The organism is Aquimarina macrocephali (assembly GCF_051627225.1).
Taxonomy (GTDB): domain Bacteria; phylum Bacteroidota; class Bacteroidia; order Flavobacteriales; family Flavobacteriaceae; genus Aquimarina; species Aquimarina macrocephali.
Genome location: NZ_CP151795.1, coordinates 3,475,923 through 3,493,709 on the forward strand (window position 1 = coordinate 3,475,923; position 17,787 = coordinate 3,493,709).

Annotated in this window: 18 protein-coding genes; 10 read left to right on the forward strand and 8 right to left on the reverse strand. The window is 32.1% G+C overall.

Translation table 11 applies throughout. The features are described 5' to 3' along the window. Positions 1-35: 35 nt before the first annotated feature. On the reverse strand, positions 36-1,907 hold the full coding sequence (locus AAFU52_RS15025) for an ABC-F family ATP-binding cassette domain-containing protein (RefSeq protein ID WP_024768834.1): 1,872 nt from the start codon (positions 1,905-1,907) through the stop codon (positions 36-38). Positions 1,908-1,996: 89 nt separating this feature from the next. Next, positions 1,997-3,583 (reverse strand): apolipoprotein N-acyltransferase, encoded by a 1,587-nt coding sequence (gene lnt, locus AAFU52_RS15030; RefSeq protein WP_438422447.1) that lies wholly within the window; start codon positions 3,581-3,583, stop codon positions 1,997-1,999. 720 nt (positions 3,584-4,303) lie between these two features. On the opposite strand from lnt, the gene AAFU52_RS15035 reads away from it, so the two are divergent. The 5 genes from AAFU52_RS15035 to AAFU52_RS15055 all read left to right on the forward strand — a co-directional run bounded on the left by AAFU52_RS15035 (position 4,304) and on the right by AAFU52_RS15055 (position 6,915). Continuing rightward, positions 4,304-4,468 (forward strand): hypothetical protein, encoded by a 165-nt coding sequence (locus AAFU52_RS15035; protein WP_159025749.1) that lies wholly within the window; start codon positions 4,304-4,306, stop codon positions 4,466-4,468. Between the two features lie 18 nt (positions 4,469-4,486). Continuing rightward, positions 4,487-4,651 carry a hypothetical protein gene (locus AAFU52_RS15040; RefSeq protein ID WP_438422448.1) on the forward strand — a complete coding sequence of 55 codons (165 nt, stop codon included), beginning with the start codon at positions 4,487-4,489 and terminating at the stop codon, positions 4,649-4,651. 489 nt (positions 4,652-5,140) lie between these two features. Beyond that, positions 5,141-5,356 (forward strand): hypothetical protein, encoded by a 216-nt coding sequence (locus AAFU52_RS15045; RefSeq protein WP_024768832.1) that lies wholly within the window; start codon positions 5,141-5,143, stop codon positions 5,354-5,356. Positions 5,357-5,437: 81 nt separating this feature from the next. Further along, the gene (locus AAFU52_RS15050; protein ID WP_158237218.1) at positions 5,438-5,614 is read left to right on the forward strand and encodes a hypothetical protein; all 177 of its coding nucleotides are present in this window, start codon (positions 5,438-5,440) and stop codon (positions 5,612-5,614) included. A 545-nt stretch (positions 5,615-6,159) separates the two neighbouring features. Then, on the forward strand, positions 6,160-6,915 hold the full coding sequence (locus tag AAFU52_RS15055) for a CDP-alcohol phosphatidyltransferase family protein (protein WP_438422449.1): 756 nt from the start codon (positions 6,160-6,162) through the stop codon (positions 6,913-6,915). Here the strand turns inward: AAFU52_RS15055 and lptB are convergent. The 4 genes from lptB to AAFU52_RS15075 form a co-directional block, all read right to left on the reverse strand. Continuing rightward, complete coding sequence (gene lptB, locus AAFU52_RS15060; protein ID WP_024768830.1) at positions 6,912-7,655, reverse strand: LPS export ABC transporter ATP-binding protein; 744 nt, start codon at positions 7,653-7,655, stop codon at positions 6,912-6,914. The two genes, AAFU52_RS15055 and lptB, sit on opposite strands and share 4 nt — an antisense overlap. Before the next feature lie 80 nt (positions 7,656-7,735). Further along, the gene (locus AAFU52_RS15065) at positions 7,736-8,086 is read right to left on the reverse strand and encodes a carboxymuconolactone decarboxylase family protein (RefSeq protein WP_024768829.1); all 351 of its coding nucleotides are present in this window, start codon (positions 8,084-8,086) and stop codon (positions 7,736-7,738) included. Further along, complete coding sequence (gene tatC / locus AAFU52_RS15070) at positions 8,083-8,886, reverse strand: twin-arginine translocase subunit TatC (protein ID WP_394331053.1); 804 nt, start codon at positions 8,884-8,886, stop codon at positions 8,083-8,085. Before tatC ends, AAFU52_RS15065 begins: the two co-directional genes overlap by 4 nt. Before the next feature lie 35 nt (positions 8,887-8,921). Beyond that, the gene (locus tag AAFU52_RS15075) at positions 8,922-9,890 is read right to left on the reverse strand and encodes a KpsF/GutQ family sugar-phosphate isomerase (protein WP_438422450.1); all 969 of its coding nucleotides are present in this window, start codon (positions 9,888-9,890) and stop codon (positions 8,922-8,924) included. Positions 9,891-10,125: 235 nt separating this feature from the next. Here AAFU52_RS15075 and AAFU52_RS15080 point away from each other — a divergent pair, with 235 nt between their 5' ends. Both AAFU52_RS15080 and AAFU52_RS15085 read left to right on the forward strand, forming a co-directional pair. Continuing rightward, positions 10,126-12,330, forward strand: coding sequence for a RecQ family ATP-dependent DNA helicase (locus AAFU52_RS15080; RefSeq protein ID WP_024768826.1), 2,205 nt, complete (start codon positions 10,126-10,128; stop codon positions 12,328-12,330). A 652-nt stretch (positions 12,331-12,982) separates the two neighbouring features. Then, positions 12,983-13,162 carry a class I lanthipeptide gene (locus AAFU52_RS15085; protein ID WP_024768825.1) on the forward strand — a complete coding sequence of 60 codons (180 nt, stop codon included), beginning with the start codon at positions 12,983-12,985 and terminating at the stop codon, positions 13,160-13,162. Between the two features lie 213 nt (positions 13,163-13,375). Here AAFU52_RS15085 and AAFU52_RS15090 read toward each other — a convergent pair whose 3' ends face one another. Then, entirely contained in the window at positions 13,376-13,738 is a 363-nt protein-coding gene (locus AAFU52_RS15090) for a LytR/AlgR family response regulator transcription factor (RefSeq protein ID WP_024768824.1), read from the reverse strand. A gap of 920 nt (positions 13,739-14,658) precedes the next feature. Here AAFU52_RS15090 and AAFU52_RS15095 point away from each other — a divergent pair. The 3 genes from AAFU52_RS15095 to AAFU52_RS15105 all read left to right on the forward strand — a co-directional run bounded on the left by AAFU52_RS15095 (position 14,659) and on the right by AAFU52_RS15105 (position 17,238). Next, the gene (locus AAFU52_RS15095) at positions 14,659-15,591 is read left to right on the forward strand and encodes a peptidylprolyl isomerase (protein ID WP_024768822.1); all 933 of its coding nucleotides are present in this window, start codon (positions 14,659-14,661) and stop codon (positions 15,589-15,591) included. A gap of 323 nt (positions 15,592-15,914) precedes the next feature. Further along, entirely contained in the window at positions 15,915-16,712 is a 798-nt protein-coding gene (locus AAFU52_RS15100; RefSeq protein WP_438422451.1) for a hypothetical protein, read from the forward strand. Between the two features lie 10 nt (positions 16,713-16,722). After that, a complete protein-coding gene (locus tag AAFU52_RS15105) occupies positions 16,723-17,238 on the forward strand; it encodes a YfiT family bacillithiol transferase (protein ID WP_024768820.1) in 516 nt (171 codons plus the stop codon). A gap of 1 nt (position 17,239) precedes the next feature. On the opposite strand, the gene AAFU52_RS15110 is transcribed toward AAFU52_RS15105, so the two are convergent. Next, positions 17,240-17,764 (reverse strand): GNAT family N-acetyltransferase, encoded by a 525-nt coding sequence (locus AAFU52_RS15110; RefSeq protein ID WP_438422452.1) that lies wholly within the window; start codon positions 17,762-17,764, stop codon positions 17,240-17,242. Positions 17,765-17,787 lie beyond the last annotated feature (23 nt).

Genomic DNA, 17,787 nt, shown 5'->3' on the forward strand with positions numbered 1-17,787 from the left:
TAGTCTAAATCAAAAATCCGACACTATTAATCATGTCATTCTTCCATTTTTTCAGAAAGCTCAAACCACCGCATTTCGTTTTCTTCAATCTGCTGAATGATTTTCTGGAGTTTTTGAGATTCAGTATTTATTTTTTCTTCATCTAGGTTACCTTCGGCAAAAAGACTTTCGATTTCTTTCTTTTGCAGCTCTAATTTTTTAAGCTCTCGTTCAATTTTACTAAATTCTTTTTGCTCATTATAAGAAAGAGCAACTTTATTATCCTTTTTCCAGGTGTTTTTGGCTTTTGTATCTGCAGTAATATCCGATGTTTTTACCTCGACTTCTTTACTGTCTTCATAAATACGATAATCGGTATAATTACCGGGAAAATCCTGAATAACACCATTGCCTCTAAACACGAATAAATGATCTACGATCTTATCCATAAAATAACGATCATGGGATACTACAATCAAACATCCAGGGAAATCTAACAAGAAATTTTCGAGTACATTAAGTGTTACAATATCTAAATCATTGGTTGGTTCATCGAGAATCAAAAAATTAGGATTTTGAATTAAAACGGTACATAGGTATAACCTTTTACGTTCACCTCCACTTAATTTTTCTACAAAATCATATTGTTTTTTGCGGTCAAACAAAAAACGCTCGAGCAATTGTTGTGCAGAAATTTGTCGTCCTTTTTTTAAAGGAATATAATCTCCAAATTCTCGAATTACCTCGATAACTTTTTGCCCTTCTTTGATTGTTATACCGCTTTGTGTATAATATCCAAATTTTATAGTGTCGCCTATCACAATTTTCCCATGATCAGGAGTGATCGAACCTGTAATCATGTTTAGAAAAGTAGATTTACCTGTTCCATTTTTACCAATGACACCAATACGTTCTCCTTTTTTGAAAACATATTCAAATTGGTCTAACAAGATAAGTTTATCAAAACGTTTAGAGACTTTATGAAGCTCGAGAACCTTACTCCCCATGCGCTCCATATTAATCTCGAGTTGAACTTCGTGATCATTACGACGTTTGTGAGCACGTTCTTTGATTTCAAAGAAATCATCAATTCTAGATTTGGATTTGGTAGTACGTGCCTTTGGTTGACGACGCATCCAGTCTAATTCTTTTTTGTAAAGTTGCTTGGCTTTATCTGTTGTAATTTGCTCATTTACAACTCTAGCTTCTTTATTTGCCAGGTAATAAGCATAATTACCTTTGTAGCTATAGAGTTGACCATTTTCTAATTCTATAATCTCATTACATACATTTTCTAGAAAATAACGATCATGAGTTACCATGAATAGCGTAAAATTCTCTTTGGCGAAATACTCTTCTAGCCATTCTATCATTTCTAAATCCAGATGGTTGGTAGGCTCATCAAGATATAATAGATTGGGTTTGCTTAATAATATATTTGCCAGAGCTAATCGTTTCTTTTGCCCACCAGATAATTCGCTTACTTTTTTGTTGAGGTCGTCTAGTTTAAGTTTAAAAAGTATTTGTTTATACTGCGTTTCAAAATCCCAGGCATTAATAGCATCCATTTTTTCAAATGCTAGCTGATAGCCCTCTACATCATCAGGATTTAGCAATGCTTTTTCATAAGTGTTAATCACTTGAAGAATATCATTGTCTGAAGCAAAAATAGTTTGTTCAATAGTAAGAGTAGGATCCAGATTAGGTTCCTGAGGTAAAAAGGCTACTTTTAGATTTTTGCGGTATACAACTTGCCCTTCGTCTGGCTCTTCATCACCGGCAACAATATCAAGGAGAGAGGTTTTTCCAGTTCCGTTTTTGGCAACAAAACCAATTTTCTGCCCTTCGTTGATTCCAAAAGAAATGTTTTTAAAAAGGATACGTTCTCCAAATCCTTTAGCTATATTTTCTACTGATACGTAATTCACAATTTTTTATAAAGCTGCAAAGGTACAAAGATGTGTACTAACATAGTTATAAAGTACAGAAGTATTATATTATATTTAGGTATTGATTTTCAGGTTGTCATTTTTCTTTTCCGTCGGGTCACAGAAAAAAGGAATATAAAAATCGAAAGAAATATAGAAACTCTAGCCAGGTAATTCCCTGCTTTTACATAAAATGTGGTCTTGTTATTTGCGATAAGAGTTCCTTTTAGTGCTCCTTGTTTTTCATAATCTAATTTTGCTACGATATCTCCTGTTTGGTTAATAATAGCAGAAATTCCTGTATTAGCGCTTCGTGCAATGCTTCTTCGGGTTTCGATGGCTCTTAGTCTAGCATAAGATAGATGTTGTCTATGTCCTTGAGTATTACCCCACCAGGCATCATTGGTAATAATTGCCAGAAAGTTTGCCTTATTTCTAATATACCCTGTAGCAAATTCTCCATATATACTTTCATAACAGATTAAAGTTCCTACTCCAATACTATCTTTAGAGAAGAATACTTCTCGATCTTCTTGGGTAGTTTTTTTAGCGACCGTTCCTCCAAGATCAATCATAGCATCTCCAAAAATAGGTTTTAAGACACTTTGGTACGGGAAATTTTCTACACCAACAACGAGTTTACTTTTGTGATATAAATCACCAGTACCATCGGGGCGAACAAAAAATGCAGAATTATAGTCATCATAATAAATACCTTCTTTATAAGTATTCGTTTGCCTACGAATTTTATTTGGATCATTAAATACATCAATTAATGATATCCCTGATAATACATTTGCGTTAGGGTATTGGTTAAGTATTCGATGTGCAGTTTTTTTAGCAATAGAACTAGAGAATTTAGTAAGTCTGTTGTTATCTGCAAAAACAGTTTCTGGGGCAATAATAAAATCTGTTTTTGAAGTAGCAACGGTATTCGTTAACGAGTCTAATAATTTACCTATTCGATTATCTGTGGTGTTGTATTTTTCGGTATATGGATTTATGTTTGGCTGTAGAATAACCACTTCAATATCACTTCCTTCTTCTTCATAAGTTTTTAGAATAATAAATGATACTATAATTGGAATTAGAATGATCAACCCATTGCGAATGGCAGATCTGTATAGAATAGTTTTATCTTTGTGTTCTTTAAAAAGTAGTACACTTTTAAAAACACTAATATTGATAATCCAAATCCAAAGTGTACCACCAAAAGTCCCTGTATATTCATACCATTGTATCCAAGAGGTAAAACTCGCAAATCCATTGCCCAGATTAAGCCAGGGCCATGAGAATTCCCATTGTAGATGCATATATTCAAAAGACATCCAAAAACAAACAAGAAATATACTGCTAATTGTAAATGTAGTTCTTTTAGCAACAATATGGTAGATTAAAAACACCAAAGTCATCACGAGGCTATTTACAATTTCTGCAAACCACATACCGAATGGAGTAGAATTATAAATCCACCAGGTGGTAATCATATTCCAAATGAAAAAAGTAAGAAAAGCAAGACCAAAAATCTGACTTTTGCTGTATTTATGTTTGCGAACACTATATTCTGCAATCAAAAGGGGGACAAACCCAAAGAATAAAAATAAAGGAAAACCATAAGTTGGCCAGCTAATGGCAAGCAGGAGACCCGAAATAATAGACAGAATGATGTTTCTCATAAAAAAAGCTTCCTTATTAATAACGAAATTAAACTTATTTAGTTACAAATAATATAATTGAATGTTTCTTTTTTGTAACGTTTGGTAATGGATAACCTTTTAAGTATTCAAACCAGCGATTCGGTATAATTCCACGCAATGTGATATTTATAAGTTCATTACTTAAAATTTGTATTTCATTTCAAGGGATATAGAGTTACTTTTCTAATACCTCTTCTAGGCTTTTTTTTATGTTTTGGTGGTTTAGTATTTGTGAAATATAGTAGTAGTCAAAATTTATAAATTTATACCTCATTTTCAGGAATATAGAGCTATTTTCTTTGTATCTCTACTAGCCTTTGTTCTATATTTGATTCCGTTGCTAATACCTTTTTTTATACAATCGAGTGATTGTTAGGGAAAAGAAAAGTACACGTTTCAATTAGAGAAGCAATATATCTGATGTGTAAAAACACGATCAATTTTATCTTATAAATATTAGTAAATGGGCAATCATATCCAAAAAATTATGACCTGTCAAATTTGATTTTCTTTATAGAAGATTTAGAAGAAAAAGCATATCAACCAATGACTTCTGTAAAAGAAATATAAGTAGTAGTATAAAAAAACAAAGCTCAAAAATGAGCTTTGAATGTAAACATATTCTCTCGCGAGGAATAGACACATATGGTGAGTGTCTTAAAATGTTCATCACAAATGTAAATATTGAATATTTAAATTATGAAAAAATCAATTTTAAATTTAGGAAAAGTTATAAATAAAGCTAAACAAAAAACGATTAATGGTGGAGGTATGGAAGCCTCTTGCGAAGAATTAGGATGGAACGAATCAACTTGTAAATATGGATCATCGGCTTCTGATATCAATTATCTTAAATGTTGTTAAAAATTAAATCATTCTAAAATGAAAAAATCAATTTTGAATTTAGGAAAAGCTTTAAGTAAAGCAGAACAAAAATCAATTAATGGAGGAATTGCCCCATATTTATGTTCACTAGGAGACCCATGCTATATTTTTATGGGACCAATATGTACAGATGTATGTATGCATGATCCTGGAGGGAGGTAGAGTATAAAATTAATTCTACAACTTATATGTTTAAAAGTAAACAATCATTGTTTTAAGTTCATATTACTGTAGGTTATTGATAACTTGGCTGCAGTTGCTTTTACTAAAAAGCAACTCAGCTTTTTTTAAAGAACTTACTAAAGTTTTTCTAAATACATAATAAAAAATCAAAAGTGAATATAAATTACTGTTTTTCAATAAGATATATTATATTCGTTGTGTTTTGTTACCCCACCTCCTCAACTTAACTTAGAATAAACTAAAGGCTGAAATCCATTTTGATATAGTTTTTTAATAGTGGATTTACTTTTTTTTTATTATGAGTTTGGAAGAAAACAACCCGTTATTAGTACTTCATTCTATATATGAAAATATAAAATGCTTTTTATGGCTTTTGTATTATAGACAATATTCTTTTCAAAAAGCATAGACACAAACGATGAGTGTCTTAAAATGGTTGTCGTAAAAATTAATCTTAAAACCTATATCATGAAAAATCACATTTTAAACTTGGGTAAAATTTTAACCAAAACCCAACAAAAACAGATTAATGGAGGCGATTTTAACCCTTGTCCTTGTAGCTCTGAATATGAATTATATTCTGACGGTTCATGTTCATATTCGGCAAGTGGGACATCTTGGGGGGCTCCTTTTCCAGGAGGTAGATGTCTGGGTACTTTACAAAACGATTTTTGTTGTGTTTAGGCAAATCATTTTCCTTTACTTATAGAAAACGATGAGTGTCTTAAAACGGTTGTCGTAAAAAATAATCTTAAAACTTACATCATGAAAAATCACATTTTAAACTTGGGTAAAATTTTAACCAAAACTCAACAAAAACAGATTAGTGGCGGTAGATGTCAAAATGCATTTCAATGTTGGGAGGCAGCAAATTTTTTTGGACCAGAAGATGCATATGCATGTATTAATGGAAATTGCGGACTTAATCCAGGTCCACTTTAATTACTGGAGTGTGAAAGATCAAATTTAAACTTAAGAAAAGTTTAGACAAAGCGGAACAAAAAATAATTAATACAGAAAATCTTATATCTGGTGAATGCAATCTCCAAAAATAGAATAGTACAACTCTTATATGTAAAGTTCTATGCCAAAATAGGATATACTTGATAATAGACACAGACGATGAGTGTCTTAAAATGTTTGTCGTAAAAAATAATCTTAAAACTTATATTATGAAAAATTACATTTTCAACTTGGGTAAAACTTTAACCAAAACTCAACAAAAGCAAATTAAGGGAGGAAGACCAGTTAATTGTTACCATCATGCAATTTGTCCACCAATTGATGAACCGGATTCGTGTATAATTTATAATAATGTATGTCATGTACTATAGGTAGATGGTTCTAGGTGATAATTCCAAATTTCCATTTTACTATAGAATTCCCCGAGGCTCTGCCTCGGGGAATTACTCTTTAGGGCTAAAAAGCATATTTTTAAGTGTTCATTAGAGAAAATAGTTTACTATTTTTGCACAAAATCAAACTTCATGCTTATTAAAAGACAAATTCCAAACTTCATAACGCTTCTTAATCTTTTTTGTGGATGTATTGCTGTTATTTTTGCTGTTTTGGGGCAACTAGAGTTTACGGCATTATTTGTAATGTTGGGTATAGGATTTGACTTTTTTGATGGTTTTGCAGCTAGAGTATTAGATGTTAAGAGTGAGCTGGGTTTACAGCTTGATTCTTTGGCAGATATGGTTACCAGTGGGGTTGCCCCTGGTATTGTGATGTACCAATTATTATCACAAGTTTTTGGGAAACCCTTTTATGCAACTCCCGGTTCTTGGGATGCAGAACAGGTTTTAGCGAGTTTTGATATGTCTTACATGTCTTTGCTTGGCTTGTTGATAACTTTGGCTTCTGCATATCGATTGGCTAAATTTAATATAGACACTCGCCAAACCAATTCATTTATTGGTTTGCCAACACCAGCAAATACATTATTAATTATTAGTTTACCATTAATACTTAAGTTTCAGCAAGAACCTTGGATTTTAGAGATTATCCTTAATAAATGGTTTTTGATTGGTTTAACCTTACTAAGCTGTTATTTGCTCAATGCAGAGATTCCTCTATTTGCTTTAAAATTTAAAAGCTGGGGATTTGCAGAAAATAAAGTTCGTTATATTTTTATAATACTTACCGTTATATTAATTGTACTCTTGAAATTTATAGCAATACCATGTGTGATACTACTTTATATTTTGATGTCGGTTTTCTTAAAGAATAAGTTGGTTTAATTGAAGTCTAACTTCTTTTTTCTAAGTTCAAAATTTTGTCCCAGATATACTTTACGTACCATTTCATCCTCGGCCAATTCTTCGGGGATACCTGCTTTTAGGATACTTCCTTCAAACATCAGATACGTTCTATCTGTTATTGCAAGGGTCTCCTGTACATTGTGATCTGTAATCAGAATACCGATGTTCTTATTTTTTAATTGAGCAACGATACGTTGTATATCTTCAACGGCTACTGGATCTACCCCGGCAAAAGGTTCATCCAAAAGTATAAAATTAGGGTCTGTTGCCAGTGCTCGTGCTATCTCTGTACGACGACGTTCACCACCACTTAGCAAATCACCACGGTTTTTACGGATATGTCCTAAACCAAATTCTTCGATAAGTGCTTCCATTTTATGTAATTGCTCTTTCTTAGAAAGTTTAGTAAGTTGAAGTACACTTAATATATTATCTTCAATACTTAATTTTCTAAATACAGAAGCTTCCTGAGCCAAATAACCAATACCATTTTGTGCACGTTTATACATTGGATATTTGGTTATATCTGTGTTTTCTAATGTAATTTTCCCTCCGTTAGGTTTTACTAAACCAACAATCATATAAAACGAAGTTGTTTTACCGGCACCATTAGGCCCTAGAAGTCCAACAATTTCTCCTTGATTAACTTCCAGAGAAATTCCTTTTACTACTTTTCTACCTTTATATGATTTTACAAGATTATCTGCTTTTAACTTCATATCAGAATGACTTCTTTATATAGTGGGTGTTGCTAAAATAAGGTCGTAAATTTACACTATTCTTTTTAACCACTATAAACTTATGAAGCTTTTGCTTCAAGTGCGTCCCAAAACTCATAAGCACGACGCAAATGAGGAATAACAATAGTGCCTCCTACTAGTGTAGCAATGCTAAGGGATTCAACTACTTCTTCTTTTGTTAACCCTTCTTTATGACAGGTTTCAAGATGATAGCGTACACAGTCGTCACAGCGCAACACAATAGATGCCACTAGCCCTAATAATTCTTTGGTTTTTACATTTAGAGCACCTTCCATGTAGGCATTGGTATCCAGATTAAAGATTCTCTTGATTATTTTATTATTATCCTCCAGAATACGAGAATTCATTTTCTCTCTGTAGCTATTGAATTCGTCAACTATATCACTCATTTAGATTGTTTTTGTAATTTTTTCTTTTCTTTTTTTATAACAGTTTTAGATATAAAAATACTTACCTCATATAATATTAAAACCGGAATAGCAACAATAACCTGACTAGCAATATCGGGTGGTGTGATTACGGCAGATAATATTAATACAATTACTAAAGCAAATTTTCTATATTTTTTTAAGAACTCTGGAGTAACCAATCCTACCTTAGTAAGGAAAAACATAATAATAGGAAGTTCGAATATTAGTCCACAAGCAATTACTGAAGCCCTTATCAGTGCTATATAGCTGTCAATATCGAATTCGTTAAGAACCTCTTTACTCACTTGATATCCTCCTAAGAAATTAATAGATAATGGTGTGATCACGTAGTATCCAAAAAGTACTCCCAGAAAAAATAGACAGGAACAGATAATAATGAATCCTTTAGAATTCTTTTTCTCTTTATCATACAATGCTGGAGAAATGAATTTCCAGAATTCATACAGTACATAAGGAAATGCTATAATAAAACCTGCTGTTATAGAGGTCCAGATATGAACAGAGAACTGACCGGCTACTTTTCTGCTCTGTACACTGAAAGGTAATTCTTTAAAGCATAAGCTTTCATCTAAACCTAAAAGTTTTGATAAATTACAGAGACCATTATAGGTAGGGAAATCTGGTTTTTTTGGACCAAAAATTAAGACGTCAAAGATAAATTCTTTTGATATAAAAGCTATGATTCCGGCAATGAGTACTGCAACAGTAGCTCTAATTAAATGCCAGCGTAACTCTTCTAGATGATCTAGAAAAGACATAGACTGAGGGTTTTTTTGAGTAGTGTTGTCAGCCATTATAAAATACCTTCTCTCATTAAATCATGAATGTGTAGCAGTCCCACATATTTACCATCTTTTTCTGCTAATAATTGAGTTATTGAGCTCTCCTCTAATTTCTCAAGAGCATCGACTGCCATGGCATCATTATCAATACGTTTGGGATTAGGAGACATAATATCTTTAGCGATCAAGCCTTCAAAAGAAGAAGTTCCTTTTGTTAACATTCTACGCAAATCCCCATCTGTTATAATGCCAAGGATAGTTCCATTTTCTGTAACTGCTGTGGCTCCTAGTCTTTTTTCTGTCATTTCAACAATTACACTATTTATATTAGATTCTGGAGATACTTCGGGTTTTTCATTTTGAGATGTAATATCACTTACTCGAAGGTATAATTTTTTTCCCAATGCACCCCCTGGGTGATATTTGGCAAAATCCCTGCTAGAAAATCCTTGTAGGTGTAATAAGCAAACTGCCAGTGCATCTCCTATAACTAGTTGTGCAGTAGTACTTGTAGTAGGAGCTAGGTTATTAGGACATGCTTCTTTTTCTACATAAGCATGCAATACGTAATCAGCTTCCTGACCTAAAAAAGACTCCTTATTAGCTGTAATACCAATTAAAGGGTTTTTAAAATTTTTAATCAACGGAACCAGAACTTTTATTTCTGGAGTATTTCCACTTTTAGAAATACAAATAACGATATCATCTTCGAGAATATTTCCTAAATCACCATGAATGGCATCGGCAGCATGCATAAAAACTGCAGGTGTACCTGTAGAATTCATTGTAGCAACAATTTTGGTGGCAATAATAGCACTTTTGCCTATACCAGTGATAATAACTCTACCTTTTGAGTTATGTATGGTTTCTACGGCATCAGAAAATTCTTTATCAATGAGCTCTTCTAGGTATGCAATTGCGCGAGCTTCCTCGGCAACAGTCTTTTTGGCATATGAGATTATAGTGTCTTGGGTATTCAAAATTTAAAAAATTTTCGTGTTATAAATAAAGATTTTATTATCTTTAATTTACGCAAAGGTATACAATACCTTATTAATTTTAAATAGTGATAAAAAAAAGCGTATTAATTTATGCTTTGTTTATCTTTGGCATGCTAAAATTAGAAACGAAACATCCACTAAGTCTGTATTTGGGGAAATAGATTTAGTGTTAGTGAATCTTTATTTAATTGGTATATAAAAGTTAAATGATTTAATGAGTTTGAATGAAACTGACTTGCAAAGTGCTTTAAAAAAACATTTTGGCTTTAGTCAATTTAGAGGACTACAGGAAAAGGTAATACATTGTATTTTGGAAAAACAAAATACATTTGTAATAATGCCTACAGGCGGGGGTAAATCCCTATGTTATCAACTGCCCGCTTTAATGTGTAAAGGGACCGCTATTGTGGTTTCACCCCTGATCGCATTAATGAAAAATCAAGTGGATGCTATTCGCAGTATTTCTTCGGTAGAGGGTATTGCCCATGTGCTTAATTCGTCTCTTAATAAATCCGAGGTAAAAAGGGTAAAAGAAGATATAATTAGCGGGGTTACCAAGTTGTTATATGTTGCTCCAGAATCACTTACTAAAGAAGAATATGTAGATTTTTTAAAATCTCAGGAGGTTTCTTTTTTAGCTGTAGATGAAGCGCATTGTATTAGTGAATGGGGGCATGATTTTAGACCCGAATATAGAAATCTACGTAATATTATTAGAAGAATAGGAGAAGATATCCCTATTATAGGGCTCACCGCAACTGCAACTCCAAAAGTACAGGAAGATATTCTTAAAAATTTAGGAATGAGTGATGCTAAAACGTTTAAAGCATCATTTAATCGCCCTAATCTGTTTTATGAAATACGCCCGAAAACAAAAAATGTAGATGCAGACATTACTCGTTTTGTAAAACAAAATAGTGGTAAAAGTGGTATTATATATTGTCTTAGTAGAAAAAGAGTAGAAGAGTTGGCGCAGACATTAGAGGTTAATGGAGTAAAAGCTGTTCCTTATCATGCAGGATTAGATGCCAAGACCAGAGCTAAGCATCAGGATATGTTTTTGATGGAAGATGTAGATGTAGTAGTAGCTACAATTGCTTTCGGAATGGGAATCGATAAACCAGATGTGCGTTTTGTGATCCATCATGATATGCCTAAAAGTATAGAGAGTTATTATCAAGAAACAGGACGTGCCGGTCGAGATGGGGGAGAAGGACATTGCCTGGCATATTATGCATATAAAGATATAGAAAAACTAGAAAAGTTTATGAGCGGCAAACCTGTTGCCGAACAAGAAATAGGCCACGCTTTGTTACAAGAAATAGTGGCATTTGCAGAAACTTCTATATCCAGACGTAAATTTATATTGCATTATTTTGGTGAGGAGTTTGATGATGTAAAAGGGGATGGTGCTGATATGGATGATAATGTGCGTAATCCAAAGAAGAAGCACGAAGCCAAAGATGAAGTAAAGTTACTGCTTGAAGTCGTTAGTAAAACAGGAGAGATATATAAATCTAAAGACCTGGTTAATACACTTATTGGTAAAAGCAATGCCTTGATCATTTCTCATAGAACACATCAACAAGATTTTTTTGGAAGTGGTAAAGCAAGAGATGACAAATATTGGATGGCTCTTGCACGCCAGGTGTTGGTAAAAGGATATTTGCGTAAAGATATCGAAACTTATGGAGTGATTAGGATTACTGCAGAGGGGAAAAATTTTATCGACAACCCGATAAGTTTTATGATGACCGAGGATCATATATATAATCAAACTACCGATGATTCTATAATAACTGCAGCAAAGTCTGGAGCTAAGGGAGGTAGTGATGATAAGTTAGTTGGGATGCTACGTAATTTAAGAAAAACAGTATCCAAAAAACTCGGAGTTCCTCCATTTGTAGTATTTCAGGATCCTTCTATAGATGATATGGCTCTTAAATATCCTGTTACTGTCGAAGAACTGGCAAATGTTCATGGAGTAGGTGAAGGTAAGGCTAAGAAATATGGCCCTGCATTTGTAGCTCTTATTGCAGAATATGTAGAAGAAAATGATATTATGCGACCCGATGATTTTGTAGTTAAAAGTACAGGAGCCAATAGTGGTCTAAAGCTATATATTATACAAAATGTAGATCGAAAACTACCTTTGGATGATATAGCTGCTGCAAAAGGGATGGATATGACTGCTTTTATAAAAGAGATGGAAGCTATTGTTTATAGCGGTACTAAACTTAATATTGGGTATTGGATAGATGAAATTCTTGATGAAGACCAGCAAGAAGAGATTCATGAGTATTTTATTGAAGCCGAAAATGATAAAATAGATACAGCAATAGAAGAATTTGATGGTGACTATGATGATGAAGAATTACGTCTATATCGTATTAAGTTTATTAGTGATGTAGCGAATTAGAATATGATATACAATATAGAAAAAGGCTTTGGAGTTACCCAAAGCCTTTTTTACTGCCTTACTCCAAATCAGTTTATTTATAAAAAATCTCGAAGACTAACTGAAAAACACTTATTTCAAAATTTAAATGAATCGTTAAAACTAATTTTGTTAGCGCTTATCAATTAATCTACTACACTCACCAATATGTTAATTTGGTTTTTGTCTACTAACCATATATTTATATAGGATTTTATGTTTTATACGATATAAGTGTAATTAGTTTGTGAGAAATAAATTAAATCATCCATTGTATCTGAGAAATTAAAGCATTGAGGGATTAATTTTTTTTAACTATATACGAAATTTTGAATTGTATAAATAAATTAGAGAAACAGTTAAAAAATACAAAAAAAAATAAAATCTCTCTATATGGATTTCTTGTTGGAATTATTGAAACACCTGCAGTACTTATCAATAAAAGAGGAAAACGGAATTAAAAAGCTGTCGGGTATTAGATGAAATCATAGGTACGCAGAGCTATAATCTCAGTTTAGCTCATGGTATGTCTGATGCCTTAAAATAGATCCATACCATTTTTGATAAGTAGAAAGCAAGTGAAAATATTTATGAAGAATACTTATTTATTTAATAACAATTAAAATTTTTAATCATGAAAAAAAAGAAGTTATCTAATTTAAATTTAAACAAAAAAACGATCTCTAAATTGAATAGTTCAAAAATAATTGGAGGTAGAGATTCTCGTCCTACTGTTCCTACTTTAGAACTTTCTTATTGTGTAGGTATTCCCGGAGTTCCTGCAGGTTGTATGTCTGTTAACCCTTGCGCATAATAAAACCTCTATCCTGTTACTTTATTTTGTAATAGTGAAAGTGATTAAGTAAGAAGGTATTAATCATTTGATAAGAGGCTGTCTAAAAATACTTAGGCAGTCTTTTTATTTTCAGTTACTTGATTAAGATTCTGGCTTAAGTTTTCGACATCAAGTGTTTTAGAAAATAACTTAAAGAGCTCTATATATGTGAAAAAATTATTCTACATTAATTTATGAGAGATTTTTTATTAATTCTATTAACTTTGGTTTATTACGTATAGAAACAACTATTCTTTCTTTATTGCTCAGAGTGATAGCTTCTTTTTTGTATATAGAGTGAATTTGGTTAATATTAATCAATGTTGATCTATTTGCTCTAAAGAATCCTTTTTTAGATAATAAGCCTTCATAATATTTTAAAGATTTCGAAACTAAATAAGTTGATTTATTGGATGCTGTAAAAAGACTATAGTTGCCATCTGCCTCACATTTAATAATGTCATTTATATCCACTGCAATATGCTCATTCCCAATATGAACTAGTATTTTGGAGGTGCTGGAACTTTCTTTTAAAAAAATATGGTTTTGCGTCAAAAGAAAAGGTTTTTTTATTGATTTGTTACTTCGAATTGTTCTTAGACTTAGAGCGTGTTATTAACTTGATATTCCGTTTTTGGTTTTTTTTAATAGATATAGGGGTACAGATATGGTTAATAAATGTGTTTACTATATAATGTAGTAATAATGTAAAATGTTACCTTGTTTTTATGTTATATTCTTATTAAATGTGTCGTTGTGTTCAAAAATATTGATGTTATTCAGGATGATCGGAGATTATGATTATAAATATTCATTTAAATTTAAGCTAAGAATATTGTTAGAACCGTACTAATTCATTAGTTTTTCTAAAACTTAATGCATTTTCTTTTTAAGAACACAAAATATTATAATAAACCACCTACAATTTCCTGTGTTTGCAATTTGTTTAAACTTAAATAAAAAGACTGCCTATATAAAAGCTATAGACAGTCTCATTCTTTGATAGGTTTGTTTTATGATTTAATCAATAGTTTAGGCACAATTACATATACCCCCAACCCAATATCCACCGCTGTGTGGGCCTATTCCACATTGCCAATTGGCAGTTCCGCAGCAGATAGCGTCTGTATCCCAAAAGCAGCGGTGACGTCCCAAACCTCCTTGAATTTTGCTTTGTTTGTTTTTACTCATTGCCTGTACCCCGTTTAATTTTAAAATGGTTTTTAACATGGTTTTAGTTTTAAGAATTTATGTTCTCTTGATTGTTTAAAGACATTCAAGTTTTATGTCTACTTATTTATATCTTTTTATAGATTAATGTTACCCTTAATTATTTGTTAATTGTTTGATTGCCTTGTTTTAAAGGCTTTTTTGAGCTGTAAAAAAAATATTTCTTTGTTCTGTTTTTAAATTAAAACCATTAACAATTACTTATCTTTGCAACTTAAAATTAAAAAGCTAAAAAACACGCTGTTATGCAAGAAGGATTATACGCAAAATTCAATACTTCAAAAGGAAGTATATTGGTAAATCTAGAATATAAAAAAACACCAGGAACTGTTGGTAATTTTGTTGGCCTCGCAGAAGGATCGATAGAAAATCAGGCTATCCCTCAAGGAAAACCATATTACGATGGATTAAAATTTCATAGAGTGATTGCAGATTTTATGATTCAGGGAGGAGATCCTCAAGGAACTGGAGCTGGTGGACCAGGATATCAATTTGATGATGAAATTCATTCAGATTTAAAGCACGATGGTCCAGGAGTATTATCTATGGCTAATGCTGGCCCGGGAACAAACGGAAGTCAGTTTTTTATTACTCATGTAGAAACATCTTGGTTGGATGGAAAACATACTGTTTTTGGTAAGGTAGTAGAAGGGTTAGAGATTGTAAATACTATAGAACAAGGCGATGAAATCGAATCTATAGAGATCCAGAGAGTAGGAACAGAAGCCGAAAGTTTTAATGCTGTTGAAACTTTTAGAAGTTTTAATGGAGCTAAAGCAGAAAGAGAAGCTGCTGCCAGAAAAAAAACTGACGATCTATTAGAAGAACTTGCTGCTGGATTTGAGAAAACCGATAGTGGTTTGAGATATAAAATTATTCAAAATGGAGATGGAGTAAAGGCAGAAAAAGAAAAGACTGTTTCTGTGCATTACAAAGGGAGTTTGACCGATGGCACGGTATTTGATTCTTCATATAAACGTAATCAGCCTATTGACTTTCCATTAGGAGTGGGACAAGTAATTCCTGGATGGGATGAAGGCATTGCGCTGTTACAAGTAGGAGATAAAGCAAGATTTGTGATTCCACCATACCTTGGATATGGAGATCGAGGTGCAGGAGGAGTTATTCCACCTAACGCAACACTTATTTTTGATGTTGAGTTGGTAGAAGTGAAATAACTTTGGTTTCATTACATATAAAATTTAGAAAGTCCCTAACAAAGGGACTTTTTTATTGCTTGTTTTTATCTAGTATATAAAAATAGACTCTCCATATTTATTATTTGATAATAATGTGATAATAGTATAGATGTAAATTATCATATCCTTAGTAGTTTTTTATATTAAAAGCTTTATTTTTAATGAATTGTATTTTTTTTAACATTATTTTTTATTATTTTTAACATTGCGGTTTTTTTAAAATCATTTTGTTAAAAAAGAATATTAGGAGGTTTAAATCCTCTTTTATTTATATTTTAACCCAAATTGCATACCCCCTAGATATGAAACAAGGACTTATTACTTTTTTTATTCTGTGTAATATTCATCTTGCTCTCGGTCAAGATAAAGCGGATATTCTGGTAAACATCAATGATCAAATAGAGATGATAGATGGTTATATAGAATTTGAAACTTTTTTCTTAGACCCAGAAGAGTTTCTTGATAAGATGGCTGATCATGGCGCAGAACTTAACGGATATTATGAACATGAACGTCTCAAAAAGATTGTTAGAAAAGTTGGTACCAGAACAGCAGATGTTGTAACTACATTTTACTTTTGGAATGATCAACTTATTCATGTAAACTACAAACAACGACCATATTTGGAAACAAAGAACGAAAGTGGTCAACGAATTATGGATTATTCTAGTGCTTTTACCAAATATGAGTCGAAGCATTTTTTTAGGAATGATGAAGAATTAGAAAAAAAGGAAATCGGCCAGCCTTTGGATGGTATGGAGCCCGAAGAAGAATTTATCAAGTATGCATATAAAATGAAAGCTCTATTGGATAACAAATTCTATAATAGAGGGACTTATGATGCATTGCAAGGAAAATGGCTTTTTATTCAGAATACAGATGATTATTTGATTTTTGAAGGAACGATTCGATTTAATTTTTACAATGGTAAATTTGCAAATCGTTTGAAAACCAGAATAGAAGATGGAGGAGTATTGGTTTGTTTTTTCCCTATGGATGACCGTATTTATAGATATAAAATCGATAACCTAAATGATAATATGCTTACATTGACAGATCTTTTTTCTAAAGAAGAGTTTGTTTATGCTAAAGTAGAATGATTTTTAAACTATGGATTTAAGATATCCTATTGGAAAATTTGAATGTCCGAAAATTATAACTTCGGATCATATCGAAAAATGGATATCTGATGTAGAAGAATTACCTGCGAAATTATCAAATCTAGTTTCCACTTTTAGTGAAAAACAATTAGAAACACAGTATCGCGACGGGGGGTGGACCGCCAGGCAAGTAATACATCATATTCACGATAGTCACCATAATGGATATATTCGATTTAAGTGGGCATTAACAGAAAATAGGCCTATGATAAAGGCGTATGATCAGCAATTATGGGCTGAATTATTTGATACCAAATCAGCGCCAATTCATTTGTCTTTAGACTTGATACAAGCTTTACATGCTAAATGGGTGTATTTCTTAAAAGGTTTATCTACTCATGATCTTAAAAAAGAGTTTATACACCCAGAAGGAGATATTACAATTTCACTAGGAGAAGATATAGGTATCTATGCATGGCATGGTAATCATCACTTTGCACATTTACAAAGTATAGCCCAATTCTAATTTAAAGAGATAATACCATTCTTTGCATTTCTCTATGTTCATCTTTTAGACCAGGATAATCCAAATCATAAAAAGAAACCGTATTAAATCCCATTTTTTTATAAAAACTTAGTGCTGGACTAGTACTCATTACATCTAGCCAAACTATTTTTTTACCGACATTAATTGCATAGTTTTTAATGAACTCAATTCCCTTTTTGCCAATTCCTAAGCCCGTAGATGCTTTTAAAAGGTATATTTTCTCTAGTTGTAATACTATAGCTGCATCAAAACCCTTAATAGCCTGGTGCTTTTTGATTTTTAACAACCCCAAAGATTTATTTGCTTTTTGAATCAAAAAATAGGTAATGGTGGCTGTCTCAAAATCTTCTTTAAAAGCTTTTTGATTAAAACTTAGATTTACATAATAACTAGGATCATTATTTTTCCAGATATGAGCATAGTGCTCAGGGTAGAATTGTTGACTTATTTTTATTAACTCATTGATGTCATTAGCAGAGCATTTTTTAAAAACTACTTCTTGCATATTTTAAAGCTACGATAGTTGTA

Excerpts from the sequence above, each read along its gene's own strand:
- lnt (WP_438422447.1), bottom strand. The coding sequence starts at position 3,583 with ATGAGAAACATCATTCTGTCTATTATTTCGGGTCTCCTGCTTGCCATT.
- AAFU52_RS15035 (WP_159025749.1), top strand. The coding sequence starts at position 4,304 with ATGAAAAAATCAATTTTAAATTTAGGAAAAGTTATAAATAAAGCTAAA.
- AAFU52_RS15040 (WP_438422448.1), top strand. The coding sequence starts at position 4,487 with ATGAAAAAATCAATTTTGAATTTAGGAAAAGCTTTAAGTAAAGCAGAA.
- AAFU52_RS15045 (WP_024768832.1), top strand. The coding sequence starts at position 5,141 with ATGAAAAATCACATTTTAAACTTGGGTAAAATTTTAACCAAAACCCAA.
- AAFU52_RS15050 (WP_158237218.1), top strand. The coding sequence starts at position 5,438 with ATGAAAAATCACATTTTAAACTTGGGTAAAATTTTAACCAAAACTCAA.
- AAFU52_RS15055 (WP_438422449.1), top strand. The coding sequence starts at position 6,160 with ATGCTTATTAAAAGACAAATTCCAAACTTCATAACGCTTCTTAATCTT.
- lptB (WP_024768830.1), bottom strand. The coding sequence starts at position 7,655 with ATGAAGTTAAAAGCAGATAATCTTGTAAAATCATATAAAGGTAGAAAA.
- AAFU52_RS15065 (WP_024768829.1), bottom strand. The coding sequence starts at position 8,086 with ATGAGTGATATAGTTGACGAATTCAATAGCTACAGAGAGAAAATGAAT.
- tatC (WP_394331053.1), bottom strand. The coding sequence starts at position 8,886 with ATGTCTTTTCTAGATCATCTAGAAGAGTTACGCTGGCATTTAATTAGA.
- AAFU52_RS15080 (WP_024768826.1), top strand. The coding sequence starts at position 10,126 with ATGAGTTTGAATGAAACTGACTTGCAAAGTGCTTTAAAAAAACATTTT.
- AAFU52_RS15085 (WP_024768825.1), top strand. The coding sequence starts at position 12,983 with ATGAAAAAAAAGAAGTTATCTAATTTAAATTTAAACAAAAAAACGATC.
- AAFU52_RS15095 (WP_024768822.1), top strand. The coding sequence starts at position 14,659 with ATGCAAGAAGGATTATACGCAAAATTCAATACTTCAAAAGGAAGTATA.
- AAFU52_RS15100 (WP_438422451.1), top strand. The coding sequence starts at position 15,915 with ATGAAACAAGGACTTATTACTTTTTTTATTCTGTGTAATATTCATCTT.
- AAFU52_RS15105 (WP_024768820.1), top strand. The coding sequence starts at position 16,723 with ATGGATTTAAGATATCCTATTGGAAAATTTGAATGTCCGAAAATTATA.
- AAFU52_RS15110 (WP_438422452.1), bottom strand. The coding sequence starts at position 17,764 with ATGCAAGAAGTAGTTTTTAAAAAATGCTCTGCTAATGACATCAATGAG.